Annotated in this window: 16 protein-coding genes; 8 read left to right on the top strand and 8 right to left on the bottom strand. The window is 60.6% G+C overall.

The annotated features are described in order from the left end of the window. The first annotated feature begins 4 nt into the window (after positions 1-4). The 3 genes from AAXE93_RS01310 to AAXE93_RS01300 are packed head-to-tail and all read left to right on the top strand — an operon-like array spanning position 5 to position 2,941. Complete coding sequence (locus AAXE93_RS01310) at positions 5-676, top strand: hypothetical protein (protein ID WP_390127475.1); 672 nt, start codon at positions 5-7, stop codon at positions 674-676. 28 nt (positions 677-704) lie between these two features. Continuing rightward, a complete protein-coding gene (locus AAXE93_RS01305; protein ID WP_390128632.1) occupies positions 705-2,030 on the top strand; it encodes an O-acetylhomoserine aminocarboxypropyltransferase/cysteine synthase family protein in 1,326 nt (441 codons plus the stop codon). Positions 2,031-2,047: 17 nt separating this feature from the next. Further along, complete coding sequence (locus tag AAXE93_RS01300) at positions 2,048-2,941, top strand: homoserine O-succinyltransferase (RefSeq protein WP_390127473.1); 894 nt, start codon at positions 2,048-2,050, stop codon at positions 2,939-2,941. 25 nt (positions 2,942-2,966) lie between these two features. On the opposite strand, the gene AAXE93_RS01295 is transcribed toward AAXE93_RS01300, so the two are convergent. Next, positions 2,967-3,284 carry a hypothetical protein gene (locus AAXE93_RS01295; RefSeq protein ID WP_115132036.1) on the bottom strand — a complete coding sequence of 106 codons (318 nt, stop codon included), beginning with the start codon at positions 3,282-3,284 and terminating at the stop codon, positions 2,967-2,969. A 59-nt stretch (positions 3,285-3,343) separates the two neighbouring features. Between AAXE93_RS01295 and AAXE93_RS01290 the strand changes: the two genes are divergently transcribed. Beyond that, the gene (locus AAXE93_RS01290; protein ID WP_390127471.1) at positions 3,344-3,928 is read left to right on the top strand and encodes an alpha-ketoglutarate-dependent dioxygenase AlkB family protein; all 585 of its coding nucleotides are present in this window, start codon (positions 3,344-3,346) and stop codon (positions 3,926-3,928) included. On the opposite strand, the gene AAXE93_RS01285 is transcribed toward AAXE93_RS01290, so the two are convergent. Next, the gene (locus AAXE93_RS01285) at positions 3,919-4,833 is read right to left on the bottom strand and encodes an AEC family transporter (protein WP_115132038.1); all 915 of its coding nucleotides are present in this window, start codon (positions 4,831-4,833) and stop codon (positions 3,919-3,921) included. The two genes, AAXE93_RS01290 and AAXE93_RS01285, sit on opposite strands and share 10 nt — an antisense overlap. Positions 4,834-5,304: 471 nt before the next feature. Between AAXE93_RS01285 and AAXE93_RS01280 the strand changes: the two genes are divergently transcribed. Next, a complete protein-coding gene (locus tag AAXE93_RS01280) occupies positions 5,305-5,694 on the top strand; it encodes an AbrB family transcriptional regulator (RefSeq protein WP_115132039.1) in 390 nt (129 codons plus the stop codon). 159 nt (positions 5,695-5,853) lie between these two features. Continuing rightward, positions 5,854-6,129 carry a hypothetical protein gene (locus AAXE93_RS01275; RefSeq protein WP_136975426.1) on the top strand — a complete coding sequence of 92 codons (276 nt, stop codon included), beginning with the start codon at positions 5,854-5,856 and terminating at the stop codon, positions 6,127-6,129. A 27-nt stretch (positions 6,130-6,156) separates the two neighbouring features. On the opposite strand, the gene AAXE93_RS01270 is transcribed toward AAXE93_RS01275, so the two are convergent. Genes AAXE93_RS01270 through AAXE93_RS01255 form a run of 4 tightly spaced genes read right to left on the bottom strand, consistent with a single transcriptional unit; the run spans position 6,157 to position 9,822 of the window. Beyond that, positions 6,157-6,900 (bottom strand): amino acid ABC transporter ATP-binding protein, encoded by a 744-nt coding sequence (locus AAXE93_RS01270; RefSeq protein ID WP_390127468.1) that lies wholly within the window; start codon positions 6,898-6,900, stop codon positions 6,157-6,159. Continuing rightward, the gene (locus AAXE93_RS01265; protein ID WP_390127466.1) at positions 6,897-7,871 is read right to left on the bottom strand and encodes an amino acid ABC transporter permease; all 975 of its coding nucleotides are present in this window, start codon (positions 7,869-7,871) and stop codon (positions 6,897-6,899) included. The genes AAXE93_RS01270 and AAXE93_RS01265 overlap by 4 nt, the downstream gene beginning before the upstream one ends. Further along, positions 7,871-8,761: an ABC transporter permease subunit gene (locus tag AAXE93_RS01260; RefSeq protein ID WP_390127464.1), complete on the bottom strand. Its 891-nt coding sequence runs from the start codon at positions 8,759-8,761 to the stop codon at positions 7,871-7,873. Before AAXE93_RS01260 ends, AAXE93_RS01265 begins: the two co-directional genes overlap by 1 nt. Continuing rightward, a complete protein-coding gene (locus AAXE93_RS01255; protein WP_390127462.1) occupies positions 8,761-9,822 on the bottom strand; it encodes an amino acid ABC transporter substrate-binding protein in 1,062 nt (353 codons plus the stop codon). Before AAXE93_RS01255 ends, AAXE93_RS01260 begins: the two co-directional genes overlap by 1 nt. A 90-nt stretch (positions 9,823-9,912) precedes the next feature. On the opposite strand from AAXE93_RS01255, the gene AAXE93_RS01250 reads away from it, so the two are divergent. Beyond that, the gene (locus tag AAXE93_RS01250) at positions 9,913-10,236 is read left to right on the top strand and encodes a hypothetical protein (RefSeq protein WP_390127460.1); all 324 of its coding nucleotides are present in this window, start codon (positions 9,913-9,915) and stop codon (positions 10,234-10,236) included. Here the strand turns inward: AAXE93_RS01250 and AAXE93_RS01245 are convergent. Further along, positions 10,215-11,777: a SulP family inorganic anion transporter gene (locus tag AAXE93_RS01245; protein ID WP_390127458.1), complete on the bottom strand. Its 1,563-nt coding sequence runs from the start codon at positions 11,775-11,777 to the stop codon at positions 10,215-10,217. The genes AAXE93_RS01250 and AAXE93_RS01245 overlap by 22 nt on opposite strands. A 30-nt stretch (positions 11,778-11,807) precedes the next feature. Next, complete coding sequence (locus AAXE93_RS01240) at positions 11,808-13,121, bottom strand: FAD-binding oxidoreductase (protein WP_390127456.1); 1,314 nt, start codon at positions 13,119-13,121, stop codon at positions 11,808-11,810. Here AAXE93_RS01240 and AAXE93_RS01235 point away from each other — a divergent pair. Further along, positions 13,062-14,141: a sirohydrochlorin chelatase gene (locus AAXE93_RS01235; RefSeq protein ID WP_390127454.1), complete on the top strand. Its 1,080-nt coding sequence runs from the start codon at positions 13,062-13,064 to the stop codon at positions 14,139-14,141. The two genes, AAXE93_RS01240 and AAXE93_RS01235, sit on opposite strands and share 60 nt — an antisense overlap. Positions 14,142-14,510 lie beyond the last annotated feature (369 nt).

The following is a 14,510-nucleotide window of genomic DNA, read 5'->3' as shown; positions in this document are numbered from 1 at the left end:
GCGGGTGTCCAAGGAAACCTCCCATCGCGGTGATGAACTGAAGGGTCTCGGCTGGTCCGAGGCTGATGTGGCTCGCTACGTCGAGCTGTGGGAATACCGGCAGCGCTGGGGGGCCATGAATTTGGAACGGGAGGATCGCCTGTTCCTGCGCAAAGCCGAAAAAGCTCTGCCGGCGATTGTGACCGGACGGGCCGCCGCCAAGAAATCAATCAAAGACAAGACTTACTACCGCTGGCTGCGCTTCCATCTCGATGCGATGACCGAAGCCGAGGCGGGGATGGGCCTTGGCGACGGTGAGCGCGGAGCATGGCCGGTGCTGCTGGAGGCTGAACTCCGTTTGCTCGACCATTACGAGCCCGTGCTCGGCTTGCCCGACACGTTGAAAGCCAAAGCCCTCAGCCCTGTGCGTGAAAAGCTCACGGCCCAAGTGGCTGCTCTCGGCAACACCAAGGCCTACGACTTCCAGGCGCCCCTGATTGCGCTGAAAGCAGAAGACAGCAGCAACCGCTGGAAGCATCTGCGCGAGGTGGATGCAAGTGATCGCACCTATCCCCTGCTCAGCGCCGATGGCGTGGCTGGATTCCGCAGCGAAGCGCACCGCGAGATTCAAGAGGTGATCCGCAACACATTCCCTTCTTTGGCGGAAACCGACAAACCCGAGCTCTCTGACGACTAGAACTGGGGCAGTGGCCCCGCCGATGACCATGTCTCACCGCTTCGAGACCCTGCAGCTGCACGCCGGGCAGTCCCCGGATAGTGCAACCAACGCGCGGGCGGTTCCCATCTATCAGACCAGCTCCTACGTCTTCAATGACGCCGAACACGGAGCCAACCTCTTCGGTTTGAAGGAATTCGGGAACATCTACACCCGCCTGATGAACCCCACCACCGACGTGTTTGAAAAACGCGTCGCCGCCCTTGAAGGCGGGGTGGCCGCACTGGCGACAGCCTCAGGCCAGTCGGCTCAGTTCCTGGCGATCACCAACTGCATGCAGGCGGGAGACAACTTCGTTTCAACGTCTTACCTGTACGGCGGCACCTACAACCAGTTCAAGGTGCAGTTCCCTCGCTTGGGAATCGACGTGCGCTTTGCAGAAGGCGACGACGTCGCGAGCTTTGCAGCGCAAATCGACGACAACACCAAGGCGCTCTACGTGGAAGCGATGGGAAATCCCCGCTTCAACATCCCCGACTTTGAGGGTCTTTCAGCGCTTGCCAAAGAGAAAGGTATTCCCTTAATCGTCGACAACACCCTGGGAGCCTGTGGAGCTTTGCTGCGGCCAATTGACCACGGCGCTGATGTGGTCGTTGAAAGTGCGACCAAGTGGATCGGGGGTCACGGCACCAGCCTGGGGGGCGTGATCGTGGACGCCGGCACCTTCAACTGGGGCAACGGCAAGTTCCCATTGATGAGCCAGCCCAGCGCGGCTTATCACGGCTTGGTGCACTGGGATGCCTTTGGCTTCGGCAGTGACGTTTGCAAAATGCTTGGCTTGCCCGATGACCGCAACATCGCCTTCGCCCTGCGGGCCCGGGTGGAGGGCCTGCGGGATTGGGGGCCGGCCGTCAGTCCGTTCAACAGCTTCCTGCTGCTGCAGGGTCTGGAAACCCTGAGCCTGCGCGTTGAGCGCCACACCGAAAACGCCATGGCGCTGGCCACCTGGCTGCAGAACCATCCCGCCATCGCCCATGTGAGCTATCCCGGTCTGGCCAGTGATCCTTACAACGCTGCCGCGAAGAAATACCTGACAGGCCGTGGCATGGGATGCATGCTGATGTTCTCCCTCAACGGTGGCTACGACGATGCGGTTCGCTTCATCGACAGCCTCAAGCTGGCCAGCCACCTCGCCAACGTGGGCGATGCCAAAACGCTGGTGATTCACCCCGCGTCCACGACACACCAACAACTCAGTGAGGCGGAACAAGCTTCGGCTGGCGTGACCCCCACGATGGTGCGGGTCTCCGTGGGACTCGAGCACATCGACGACATCAAGGCCGACTTCGAACAGGCCCTCGCCGTTCTCAGCTGAATGACGTCCCAGCTTCCATGGCGCTGATCCTTCCTGGCAGTTACCACAAAATCGCGGAGGTTGAACGCAACCGGATTTCCTGGATTGAGCCCGAACAGGCTGAACGCCAGGACATCCGGCCCCTGCGGATTGGCATCTTGAACATCATGCCGCTGGGCAAGCAGTACGAGTTCAACCTGCTGCATCCGCTGGGCCTATCGGTGCTGCAGATCGAACCGATATGGATTCGCCTCAACTCCCACGCCTACAAGAGCTGGGATCAGAACCATCTCGACCAGCTCTATGTGAGCTGGGATGAAGCCTTGTCCCAGGGTCCTCTGGATGGCTTGATCATCACCGGTGCCCCCGTGGAACACCTGCCCTTTGAACAGGTCAGTTACTGGAACGAACTGGTCCAGTTGATTGAGGAAGCGCGCAGCACCTGTGCCAGCACCCTCGGACTGTGCTGGGCCGGTTTCGCCCTCGCCTACCTTTCGGGCGTCGACAAGGTGGCCTTCCAGCAGAAGCTGTTCGGGATCTACCCGATGCGCAGCCTTGTCCCGGGGCATCCATTGATGGGAACCCAGGACGACCATTTCGTCTGCCCCCAAAGCCGACATGCCGGGCTGCCGGATGCCGCGATGGAAGCCGCCGAACGGGACGGACGTCTTCGCTTGCTCGCCCATGGCGAACAGGTGGGCTACACCATTTTCGAGACACCGGATCAGCGGCAGCTGATGCACCTCGGCCACCCCGAATACAACGTGGGGCGGATCCTCGGAGAAATGGAACGCGACCGAGCCCGGGGAGATGTTCCGCCGCCCGAAAATTTCGATGCGGCCCAACCCCAGACCCTCTGGCGCTCCCACCGGAACCTTCTGTTCCAGCAGTGGCTCTGGTTCTGCTATCAGCGGGTCAGCCTCAAGGCCTGATCAGGCTTGGTTGCAGCAGCACCCCTTAACCGTGTCGTTTCGGAGTGGGTTCCAGATTGGCCGAAGGCTCCTGAGCGATGGCATCTGGACGCTCAGCGGATTTGCGATTGAGTTCCCGCTCCAGCGAGGCGATGCGTCTCTCGCGAAGGCAATGACGGCATCCACCCAGGGTTTGCAGATGCTTTTCCGGTGTAATCGTGATCGGTTGAACCGGATGGGCGTTGCAACGGATTTGAACAGGACTCTTGTAACTGCGCCAGCGGATCAAGCTGTAATCGAATTGATCACCGAAGCGCTGCACGGCGCGCTTGAGGAATTCGTCTTGGGTTATTCGGGCTCCCATGCGACCGAATGTATGGGACAGTCTCGGGAACGAACCGACCTCGTCATCCGACGTCACGAATGACCATCCATCCAGCTGCAGCTGAAACGGACTGGTCCCTGTATGGGGGTTGGCTGAAGCCAGAGCTTGCCAGGCACTGGCAAACACAGCTTGAACACCAGCTTCAGTGGGAGCAGCCCGTGGTTCAGGTCTATGGCAAGCACCACCCGGTCCCGCGAATGACGGTGTTTCTTGCCAATGAAGGAATTCACTACCGCTACAGCGGTGCCATGCACACCGGTGATGGCTGGCCTGCATGGTTCAAGCCATTGCTGCACCAGGTGAATGAAGCCTGTGAAACCAACTTCAACGGATGCCTGCTGAATTGGTATCGCCATGGCGATGACCGCATGGGTTGGCACGCCGATGACGAACCGGAAATTGATCAGCGGGCTCCGATTGCCTCCCTTTCACTCGGGGCAACGCGGGATTTTCAGCTCCGCCACCGCAAAACTGCACACATAAAAATGTCTCTGCCGTTGGCCGATGGTGACCTTCTGGTGATGCACCCGGGCTGTCAGAGCCGATGGATGCACAGTGTTCCTCAGCGGCGCAAAGTGCAGAGCACCCGCATCAACCTCACCTTTCGCCGTTTTCAGAACTGAGATCGCAGCAGCACACCCCATGCAGGCGCTGTGATCAAGGCCAGCAGGGTGCTCCAAAACACCAGCCCTGCGGCCCGCTCCTGATCAGCACCCACTGATTCTGCGATGAGCAAAAGAGAGATTGCCGTCGGCGCGGCTCCTTGCAGAGCAACCGCCTGAACCATCAAAGACTTGAACTGCAGCAGAGACGCCAGAAGCCAAAGCAGCAACGGGTAGAGCAGCAGCTTGGCCACCAGTGGCTTCAGCAGCTGCAGAGGACGTGCCTCCGGCGCAATGCCCTGGCGATGAATGCTGCCCAGGCGCATGCCCACCACCATCAGAGCCAGCACAATCACGCAGCGCGAAGGCCACCACAGCGCATCGGCCACCGATGCAGACCATGGGGTCGCCTGAACCAGCAAAGCTCCGATGAGCCCGCGGGTTGCCGGACTCCCAGCAACGCTGCTCAGCAACCCTCGCAATCGTTGGGGACCATCCACCTGCCCCTCGATCAGCAGCGGTCCCAGGCTCCAGACCAGCAGAGTCGCCCCGAGGTCGTAGCCAATGCTGATGGGCAGAGCCTCATCGGGAAGGAAAGCCAGGGCGAGAGGAACCCCGAAATAGGCCGTGTTTCCAGTGCAACTGCCAAGCCGCAGCGTGGGAGACGCCAGCTCAGCCAATCCCGGCAGGCGCGCGGCCCCCAGCAGAACAAGACCCATGGCAAACACCGCAAGGCCTGCGGCCTGCAACATGTCGCCGCTGAGGCCACCCTTCAACAGCAGGCCCATCACACTGATCGGCACACCGAACCTCACCAGCGGTGCGGCCAAGCGAGTGGACAGGGTTTCATGGCGACGACCAGCCCAGAACCCAATCAGAAGGGAGGGCACAAGCTCCAGCAAGAACCGAAGAATGGACACCTCCATCAGATCAATCGACCCTAGAAAGCTGTGGTGACTGATGCCTCAGCCCCAGGCTTAATCTGACTTTTGGTTGGCCGCGTGGATTCAGCTGATGCAACCAGCTTCACGCCATCGCATCGTGCGCAGTGATCAGTCAGAGGATCAGCTGACAAGGCTGCGCTTTGACAGCTACAACGCTGCCTACGATGAACTCGAGCGTTACTACGGGGATTTTTGCTGCTCTGATGATGATCGTGTCGAGTACACGATCATTTCTGAACCCTCAGACAGTGCTGAGGTTTAAACCACTGAGGACGCCTCAACATCAGCCCGCAAGCTTCATCGCAGGAGGGCAGTCTCAAAAGCCAGACCACAGAGACGCATCCCTAGATACAAACCTTTCAAAGCACTGAGCCTTGACAATATCGGCTCGATTGATTGACATCCAGCCAGCCAACCAGTTAGGAACTATGTATTCATTGAGACGCATTTAAAATGCTGACCGGTTCTGAGCTGCTTGCCAAGGTCAAAGAACTTGGAGATGTTTCCAAATCCGATCTGGTGAGAGCTTGCGGATACGTCTCTGACAAGAAAAATGGTGGCGATCGCCTGAATTTCACAGCGTTCTACGAGGCCCTGCTCGAGGCCAAGGGCGTGAATCTGAGCATTGGTGGTGCTGCGATTGGCAAAGGTGGTCGCAAACTGAGCTACATAGCCAAAGTTCAGGGCAATGGCAATCTGCTGATCGGCAAGGCTTACACCGCCATGCTGAACCTCGAACCCGGCGACGAGTTCGAAATCAAGCTCGGCAAGAAAGCCATCCGTCTGATCCCTACGGGTGCAGCTGCGGAGCACAGCGAAGCTGCCGACCAGGTTGACGAGTGATCAACTGATCCATCACCCCAAGCTGAATCCCCTACAGCCCCTCCCCTACCCGGAGGGGCTTTTTTTGCGCAACGATGCAACCGAGGCCCTGAGGCAACCACACTGGGGCTGGCATCACAATTGTTGCTCGGTAATGTGAGCCGGATTGGCGCGACAGAGTTGAAATCCTTCAAGGCAACCGTCGCTTCGTTCCTAAGCAATACGTTTCTGTTGGGGGGCTCAGTCGCCCTATCCATCCATGTCGTGCTGACCTTCTTTCGGATGCACGGACTGGCGCTGACCCTTGCTTTTGTGGCGTTTTGGCTGATCTGCGTGACGGCCTACTTCCGTTGGCAGGGCAAGCAGTCGACACCTCGGACGGTCAGCAAAAATTCAACGCAGGACAAGCACAGCCGAAAGCCCACTGAGGCTTGGAGAGAACGACAATCGGCCTGAAGCACGTCACACGGTTTGGCAAACCGTTCAGTGCTGCATCTGATTGAGGAACCTGCGGCTGCGTTCCTCCCTGGCATTGCTGAAAAAGGTCTCTGGATCGGAGGTCTCCACCACCTGGCCCCGATCCATGAACATCACCCGATCCGCCACCTCACGGGCAAAGCCCAGTTCGTGGGTGACCACCACCATCGTCATGCCGCCTTTCGCCAGCTGGCGCATCGCATCCAACACCTCCTTCACCCGCTCCGGATCCAAGGCACTGGTGGGCTCATCGAACAGCATCACCTCAGGATCCAGGGCCAGAGCCCGGGCGATCGCCACCCGCTGCTGCTGACCACCGCTGAGCTGCGCCGGGTACTTGTGGGCCTGCTCGCGAATGCCCATCTGGTCAAGGAGATCCATTGCCCGCTGCTCGGCAGCCGCCTTGCCACGCTGTTGCACCTTGATCGGGGCAAGGGTGATGTTGTCGAGGATGGAAAGGTGAGGGAAAAGGTTGAACTGCTGAAACACCATCCCCACGCGCTTGCGGATCTCCCGCACCTGACGTTCTGCATGGGTGGCGTCCAAGCGAACCCCCAGCACATCCAAGGCGCCGCCATCCAACGACTCCAGACCGTTGAACGTACGGATCAGCGTGCTCTTGCCGGAGCCGGAAGGCCCCATCACCACCAGCACTTCGCCGCTGTTCACCTCAAGGGTGACGCCATCGAGAGCTCGAACCCCTTGGGAATAGCTCTTGACCAGATCAGTGGCACGAATGGCGACAGTCATGAAGCGGAGCGGGCAGGGTCAAGCTGAACTTCCAGGTGGCGGGCCAGCAGCGCCATGGCGGTACACGCCAGCCAGTAAACCGCAGCAAGCCAGAGGTAGACCTCCAGATAGCGGCCGATGAAAGCCGGATTCGCCAAGAGGCTGCGGCTGATGCCGAGCAATTCCACCAAACCGAGAATGGCCATCAGGCTTGTGTTTTGCAGCAGACCCACCGCCTGATTGGTGAGCGATGGAAGTGCAACCCGTAGCGCCTGAGGCAGCACCACCAGTTGCAGCACTTGGCGTGGCGACAGCCCCAGCACGGCTGCGGCTTCCCGCTGGGTGGGCGGAATCGCCTGCAGACCACCGCGCACATCCTCTGCGATGTAGGCCGCTGCAAACAAGGCGAAGGCCACAACCGCCCGCAGAACCCGATTGATCTCAAGGCCTGGCGGCAGGAACAACGGGATCAGCAGTTGTCCAAAGAACAGAACCGCAATCAAGGGCACAGCCCGCATCAACTCGATGTAGGCGGCGCTGCTCCAACGCAGCACCGGCAGCTCACTGCGCCGGCCGAGTGCCAGGAGGATCCCCAACGGAAGCGCCAAAGCTCCACTGCCTCCCGTGAGTAGCAGCGTGAGCGTCAGACCACCCCAACTGCGTGTCCCCACCGGCAGCAGACCCAAACCTCCAGCCAACAGCCAGAGCCCCAGCGGCGCCATCGCGATCCAGACCAACGGCAACCAACGGCGAACGCAGCCACGCTTCGGACCAACGAGGGTCAGCAGCGTCAGCGTGATCAGTGCTGCCATCCACGACAACGGACGCCAGCGTTGATCCGCAGGGAAACTGCCCACCGCATACAGCGGCAGATTGGCGGTCACCACAGACCAGTCGGCTGCCATCAGCAGCCAATGCAGCATGGACCAGCCAGCCCATCCGAGCAGAGCCAGCAGCAGCAGGGTGATCCCACGATCCAACCAACGGTTCATCAGCGGCTCCTGCTCAGACGACCCAGCACGGCACGGTTCAAGGCAGCCATGCCCCCGCTGATCAACAAATTCAGCAGCAAAAAGCTGAGCAACAGCAGCAGGAAGCCCTCAATGGCGCGGCCGGTTTGGGTGATGGTGGTGTCACTGACGGCATAGAGATCGGCGTAGCCCACGGCAATGGCCAGGGTGCTGTTCTTGGCGAGATTGAGGTACTGGCTCGTGAGCGCAGGAAGAATCGCCGGCAGGGCCTGAGGCAACACAATCCGACGCAGCCCAAGCCCTTCTCCAAGCCCAAGGCTGCGGAAGGCCTCCCACTGGCCCCGTGGCACCGCATTGATGCCACCGCGCACGATCTCGGCAATCGATGCACCCGTGAACACCGTGAGCCCCACAAGAACCGTACAAAATTCAACGCTGAGGTTCAGGCCCAACAGCTGAATGCCCTGATTCGAAAGCCGGATCAACCCACCGATCGGCACCGAGGGAAGGCCAAGGAAGGCAACGAAATACCAGAACAGCAACTGCAGCAGCAGAGGAATCTGACGAATCAAGGCCACGTAGCTTCCGGCCAGGCTGCGCAGCAGACGGTTGTTGCTCCCGCGGGCTGCACCGGCAGCCACACCCAGGCCGGTGGCCAAGACCAGGCCAGCCGCGATCACCTTGAGGCTGTTCAGCCAACCAATGGTCAGGGCCCAGAGGTAGCTATCGGATGGGGCATAGGGGAGAGCTGTTTCCGCCAGAGCAAAACCAGCGGGTCGGCCCAGCCAGCCAAAACCCAGTCCCAAGCCCGTTCGAATCAGGTTGACCGCCAGATTGTTAACCAGCAGAGCCACAAGGCCCAGCAGTACGGCGGCGACAGCAACCTGAACCAGGAGACGACGCTGCCGCATCAGGTGAACGGTGGGGAAATCATCAAACCACCTTCACCGGCCAGCCGGTTCGCCCCCCGGGGAATCGCCACGGCACTGTCGGGTCCGAGATGGCGGTTGTAGATCTCGCCGTAATTGCCGGTGGCACGGATCACCTGAACAACAAAGTCATCGGCGAGTCCGAGTTTGCGACCCAGACCTGGGTCCACCCCCAGGAAACGCCGAAGAGCGGTCTGGGAGGGATCAGCTGCGGCTTGCTTCACCACCACATCAACATTGGCTTGGGTGATGCCCCGTTCCTCGGCTTCGATCAGAGCGTTGATCACCCAGGTCATGGCATCACCCATGGGCTGATCCCCACCCACCACAGCTGGAGCCAGAGGCTCTTTGCTGATCCGGTCTTCGAGGATCAGATGCGCCTGGGGATCACTGAACCCTGAGCGTGCCGCCGCCAGTTGCGAGCGATCAGACGTCATGGCTGCACAGCGCCCCTGGAGGTAGCCGCCCACCACCTGATTGAGATCTTGATATTTGATCGGTGTGTAGGGAAGCCCCTCGGAGGCAAAGGCGTCGTTGAGGTTTTGCTCGGTTGTGGTGCCCGATCCCACGCAAATGGACTTGCCGCTCAAGTCAGCCAGCGAACGCACTCCGCTGACGGCATTCACCATCAAGCCCTGTCCGTCATGGAAGACCACAGGTCCAAAGCGCAGCCCATTGCCCCCCACCGCATCGCGGCTGAGGGTGTGGGTGGTGTTGCGAGACAACAGATCGATCTCGCCCGATCGCAAGGCCGTGAACCGCTCGGGCGCGGTTAAAGGCCGGTATTGAACCTTCTCGGCATCACCAACGAAAGCGGCAGCCATGGCACGGCAGATGTCGACATCCAGGCCGGTGTAACGACCATCAGGACTGAGAAAACTGAAGCCTGGAATCTTGCCGCTCACCCCACAAAGCACCTCACCACGCGCTTTGACCAGATCCAGACGCGAGCCAGCTGCGCTGTCCAGTGAGGCACAGGACGCCAGGAATGAGGACAACCCGGCCAACGCAACGATCAGAACACGTGAACTGGATCGGAACATCAGCATTGGTACGGATCGGGTGGGATTTTCCCAGATCCCCAGCACATCCCCCACATCCGACCTACGTTCACGGCAATCAGCCTGGCTGCAATGAAGGTCTGGGCCTGCCTTTTGGCCGGACTGATCGCTGGAAGCGCGACTCCCTTTGCTGTCGCGGGTGACGAGCACGACCGTGGGACCTACAACAACAAGATGGCGCTGTTGGGCTTCCTTCTAGAGAGTGCTCAGCAGCGGGCTAGCGGTGATGTTCAAACCCTTTGCCTGTTGATGAGCATCAGCAACGACGTCACCGGGCGGTACGTGGAGACCAACCCTGAGGACGTGCAGATCCAGCAGCGGCTCATGGCGATGCGCCAAGACCTCATGGCCTGTCTTGCCAACCAAGCCGAGGCTCATGCATGGGCTGATTCCTGACCACCGATCCGCTCGAACAGATCAAGGCTTTCCTCGTTCAGGCCAATCACGCTGACAACAGATCCACCGCTGCGGTATTTGCGGATGACCTGATCCAGTGCAGCCACGCCGCTCTGGTCCCAGATGTGGGCTTGGGAGAGGTCAATCGTGATGCGCTCGGGATGGTCGTGAAGATCAAATCCCTGGAGGAAATACACCTTGCTCACAAAAAACAGCTGCCCCTGCACCCGGTACAACCGCTCCTGATCGCTGATCTCAACGGCCTCCACCTGAATCACCTTGGCCACCTTGCGGCTGAAAAGAATTCCTGCCAGCGCCACGCCTGCCAAAACGCCAAGGGCGAGGTTGTGCGGGGTGGTGAGCATGGTGACGGCAAAGGTCATCAGCATCACCGAGGTGTCGCTCTTGGGGATGCGACGCAGGTTGCGCAGACCGTTGATGTCAGCGGTGCTGACAGCGATGCTGATCATCACGGCCACCAGAGCCGCCATCGGAATTTGCTTGAGCCAGGGCCCAGCCAGCAGGATCATCGCCAGCAGGCTCACCCCCGAGAACAGGGTGGACAGTCGCGTGCGGCCGCCGTTGTCCACATTCATCACGGACTGACCCACCAGGGCACAACCGGCCATGCCACCGAAGAGGGAGGAGACGATGTTGGCGATGCCTTGGCCCCGGGCCTCAACGTTTTTGTTGGTGGTGGTGTCGGTCTTGTCGTCGAGGATGTCCTGGGTCAGGAAGGTTTCCATCAGACCCACCAAAGAGATGGCCAAGGCGGTGGGGAGCACCAAACCAAGGGTGTCCAAGCTGAAAGGAACGCCCCCTTGACCGAAGGGAAGGCTGAAGGAAGGCAGACCTGCAGGAAGGGTGCCGAGGCTGCTGACCGTGGGGATGTCAAAGCTGAATCCCACACTGATCGCGGTCAGCACAATGATGGCCACCAGCTGTGAAGGCACCACCCGGGTGATCCGGGGAAGGCCATAGATGATCACCAGGCCCAGCAGGACCAAGCCCCAGACGACGGGGATCTGGCCACCGTGGGGGAGCAACGATGAGGCCACATGGTCGCCATCTCCTGCGTGAAGGTTGAGACCGAGCTGGGGCAGCTGGGCCTGAAAAATCAGCAAGGCCAGCGCATTAACGAAGCCGCTCAGCACCCCTTGGGGAACAAAGCGCATCTGATAGGCAAGACGCAGATACCCCCAGAGGATCTGCAGCAGACCCGTCACCAACCCCGCCACCATCAGGTACTGGACCCCCAGGCCTGGCCCCCGGGCTTCACCGGTGGCCACAAGGCCTGTCATCAACAGGGCCGTGGAGCCCGTGGCCGAGGTGATCATGGCCATGCGACCACCCACGACGGCGATGGTCAGCGACAGGCAGAAGGCTCCGAAAAGGCCCACCTTGGGGTCCACCCCAGCGATCCCCGAGAAGGCAATGGCCTCGGGAATCATCGCGAAAGCCACCACCAGACCCGAGAGCAGATCTTTGCTGGGGTTGGCCAACCACTGATTCACCAGGGTTGGGCTGGATCGTTTGGCCATCAAAGGATGCCGATTAGGGGCGACCGTAAATCAGAGCGTCGGCAGGGTGCCTGCTGGATCCAAGCGCTGTTTCAGCTTTCGCAACTCGGGCAACCAGGAACCGAACGCCGCCTCCAACTCCTTGTGATGAAAGGGCAGATGGTCATGAAACTGCGCCAGATGCACACCAGGGCAGACCGACTGAAGGACCTGCCAGACCTCCTCCAACCAAGCAAGGCTGCGTCTCTGGCCCGGAGCATTTCCCGGAGTCCAGGCGGCGGTGATCCAGGGCTTCCACTCGGCAGTGCGATGCACGAACGAGCTGGCCTCCGCGGCAACCTGTTGCGTTGCCGCCCCCAGCTGCTGACAGGCCAGGCTGCAGAAGGGATGAGGACGATGCTGCAGCAAACGGCATAAATCCGGCATCACGACCCCCCAGAGCTCAGCAGCTGCCGGCCCCAGCAAGCCAACCACCTCCGTGTGAGATCGCGAAGGCATCGGAGCCGATCCCCGCAAGGGTGGGAGCTGGTGCAACCCTTCGATCTTCTGCGCACCGGCCCAGGGGGCATCGGCAATCCGGAGCAACTGCACCGCGTCAGCCCTCTCCCAATGCCACTGCAGGCTGTTGCTGGCGTTTGACGCTTCCGCCTGGAGCATGAGCTCAGGCAGTTGATCCGGAGACACCACGCACTGCTCCACCCACAGCGGCAGGAGCGGCTGGGTGGCCATGCGCAGCGCGCTCACCACCCCCAGAAACGGGGCTGCACCGCAGAGGCCTCTCCACTCCAGCGAACCGGCATCGGCAGCCCGAGACAGGGCAAAGGGGCTGCCATCACCCCAGACCCCATGGATCTCGAGCACTTGATCCACAGCAAGCCCCACCTGCCGGCTCAGCGGTCCCATGCCACCCGTGAGCACATAGCCAAGCCCAGGCAGACCCGACAAACCAGCCGCCACGCTTCGGCCGTGGGGAAGCAAGGCCTCCAGCACGTCTCCCATGCGGCAGCCCGCTCCAATCCAGACCGACTGATCCGCGGGTTGCCACTCCACACGTTGGAAATGGGTTTGCAGATCCAGGGTCCAGTGGTCGGCCACGGCGGCCCGAGATGTGGTGCCCCCGCCACAGAGACGCAGCGGCCGGGGACCCGACCAGTTCTGAATCAACTCCGCCAACTCCGCTGGTCGAGGGGAGACCAGACCGGATCGCCTCGCATCAGCCGCCTGCGCATTGAAGAAAACGGGACGGTCTGAATCCATTGCGATGCGACCGATATCGTCAAACCATTGGAACAGCAGAGCGACCTTTTGGCCGAACAGCACGCGGAAACCGGCAACGAGCGTCTTGGCGTTCTGATCTGCGGCCACGGGAGTCGCAACCGACTGGCCGTTGAAGAGTTCGCCCAGATGGTGGACGCCCTGCGGCCTCGGCTGGCCCCGATGCCGGTGGAACACGGCTACCTGGAATTTGCCCGCCCCATCCTTCGGGATGGTCTTGAAGCGCTCCGCGAGAAAGGCGTCACCAAGGTGCTGGCCATTCCCGCCATGCTTTTCGCAGCGGGGCATGCCAAGAACGACATCCCCTCCGTTCTGAACACGTACACAGCCGAAACGGGGTTACCGATCGATTACGGCCGGGAGCTGGGGGTGGACCGGTTGATGGTGTCGGCCGCCGGAGCTCGCGTTCAGGAGTGCCTGGATGCGGCGAAGCACGACGTTCCCCTGGCCGAAACCCTGCTCGTGGTGGTGGGCCGAGGCTCCTCGGATCCAGACGCCAACTCCAACGTGGCCAAGGTGACCCGGCTGTTGGTGGAGGGATTTGGTTTCGGCTGGGGAGAAACGGTGTATTCGGGCGTGACCTTCCCCCTGGTGGAACCTGGCCTGCGTCACGCCGTGAAGCTGGGCTTCCGCCGGGTGGTGGTGGTGCCCTATTTCCTCTTTTCAGGGGTTCTGGTGAGCCGAATCCGCCAACACACCGAGCTGGTAGCTGCTGATCATCCCGAGGTGGAGTTTCTCTCTGCGGGCTATCTGGGCGACCACACCCTGGTGGTGGACACCTTCAAAGAACGGGTTGAGGAGGTGCTGCGGGGAGACACCGCCATGAACTGCTCACTCTGCAAGTACCGCGCCCAGGTGCTGGGCTTCGAACAGGACGTGGGACGTGCCCAGGAAAGCCATCACCACCACGTGGAAGGCCTTGCGGAAAGCTGCACGCTCTGCGAACTGGAGTGCACGGGTGTCTGCCAACCCGACGGCATCCCGATTGGCCATGACCACAGTCACCCTTCAGACCACAGCCATGACCACCATCACCCCCCTTATCCCCATGCCGACCATCCGCTGGGGCCTACCACGTTGAAACGCAATACCGGGATCTCTAAAGATTGACTCCGTGGATCCAAAGAGAACCTGCAGCTGGCTTGTCACCAATGACACGGTTCTCGAAAGCGACAGCAGCGACGAAGTAAAGATCAGGCTTTCTTATCAAAATTGCTTCGCCAGGGTTCACCCTCTTTTTCCACACAAAAAAACGTCGTTTTCCACAGGCTGAAGTTGGCTCGCCGGCTGTGACGGTCAACCTGTGAATTTCCGAGGGAATCGCACCACCGGGTTGACAGACCGTCTATTCGGCCTAGAGCAACCGCGCATCGTCACTTCCCGTACTCCCAAACCCAGTCACAGACTGCCGTCTCATCTCGTCTCAGCCGCAATTCAACAAATGGCGACGGCTTTGACGCAAGCGCCGGTTGTGTGGCT

Origin of the sequence: Synechococcus sp. HIMB2401 (assembly GCF_042883245.1) — a bacterium.
Lineage (GTDB): Bacteria > Cyanobacteriota > Cyanobacteriia > PCC-6307 > Cyanobiaceae > Parasynechococcus.
Note: the sequence above shows the minus strand (reverse complement) of the source record. Positions and strands in the feature narration are given on the sequence as shown.

Bases quoted from the DNA above. Each gene is read 5' to 3' on its own strand.
- AAXE93_RS01280 (WP_115132039.1), top strand. From the start codon at position 5,305: ATGCTGACCGGTTCTGAGCTGCTTGCCAAGGTCAAAGAACTTGGAGAT.
- AAXE93_RS01260 (WP_390127464.1), bottom strand. From the start codon at position 8,761: ATGCGGCAGCGTCGTCTCCTGGTTCAGGTTGCTGTCGCCGCCGTACTG.
- AAXE93_RS01245 (WP_390127458.1), bottom strand. From the start codon at position 11,777: ATGGCCAAACGATCCAGCCCAACCCTGGTGAATCAGTGGTTGGCCAAC.
- AAXE93_RS01300 (WP_390127473.1), top strand. From the start codon at position 2,048: ATGGCGCTGATCCTTCCTGGCAGTTACCACAAAATCGCGGAGGTTGAA.
- AAXE93_RS01270 (WP_390127468.1), bottom strand. From the start codon at position 6,900: ATGACTGTCGCCATTCGTGCCACTGATCTGGTCAAGAGCTATTCCCAA.
- AAXE93_RS01305 (WP_390128632.1), top strand. From the start codon at position 705: ATGTCTCACCGCTTCGAGACCCTGCAGCTGCACGCCGGGCAGTCCCCG.
- AAXE93_RS01295 (WP_115132036.1), bottom strand. From the start codon at position 3,284: ATGGGAGCCCGAATAACCCAAGACGAATTCCTCAAGCGCGCCGTGCAG.
- AAXE93_RS01255 (WP_390127462.1), bottom strand. From the start codon at position 9,822: ATGTTCCGATCCAGTTCACGTGTTCTGATCGTTGCGTTGGCCGGGTTG.
- AAXE93_RS01250 (WP_390127460.1), top strand. From the start codon at position 9,913: ATGAAGGTCTGGGCCTGCCTTTTGGCCGGACTGATCGCTGGAAGCGCG.
- AAXE93_RS01290 (WP_390127471.1), top strand. From the start codon at position 3,344: ATGACCATCCATCCAGCTGCAGCTGAAACGGACTGGTCCCTGTATGGG.
- AAXE93_RS01285 (WP_115132038.1), bottom strand. From the start codon at position 4,833: ATGGAGGTGTCCATTCTTCGGTTCTTGCTGGAGCTTGTGCCCTCCCTT.
- AAXE93_RS01265 (WP_390127466.1), bottom strand. From the start codon at position 7,871: ATGAACCGTTGGTTGGATCGTGGGATCACCCTGCTGCTGCTGGCTCTG.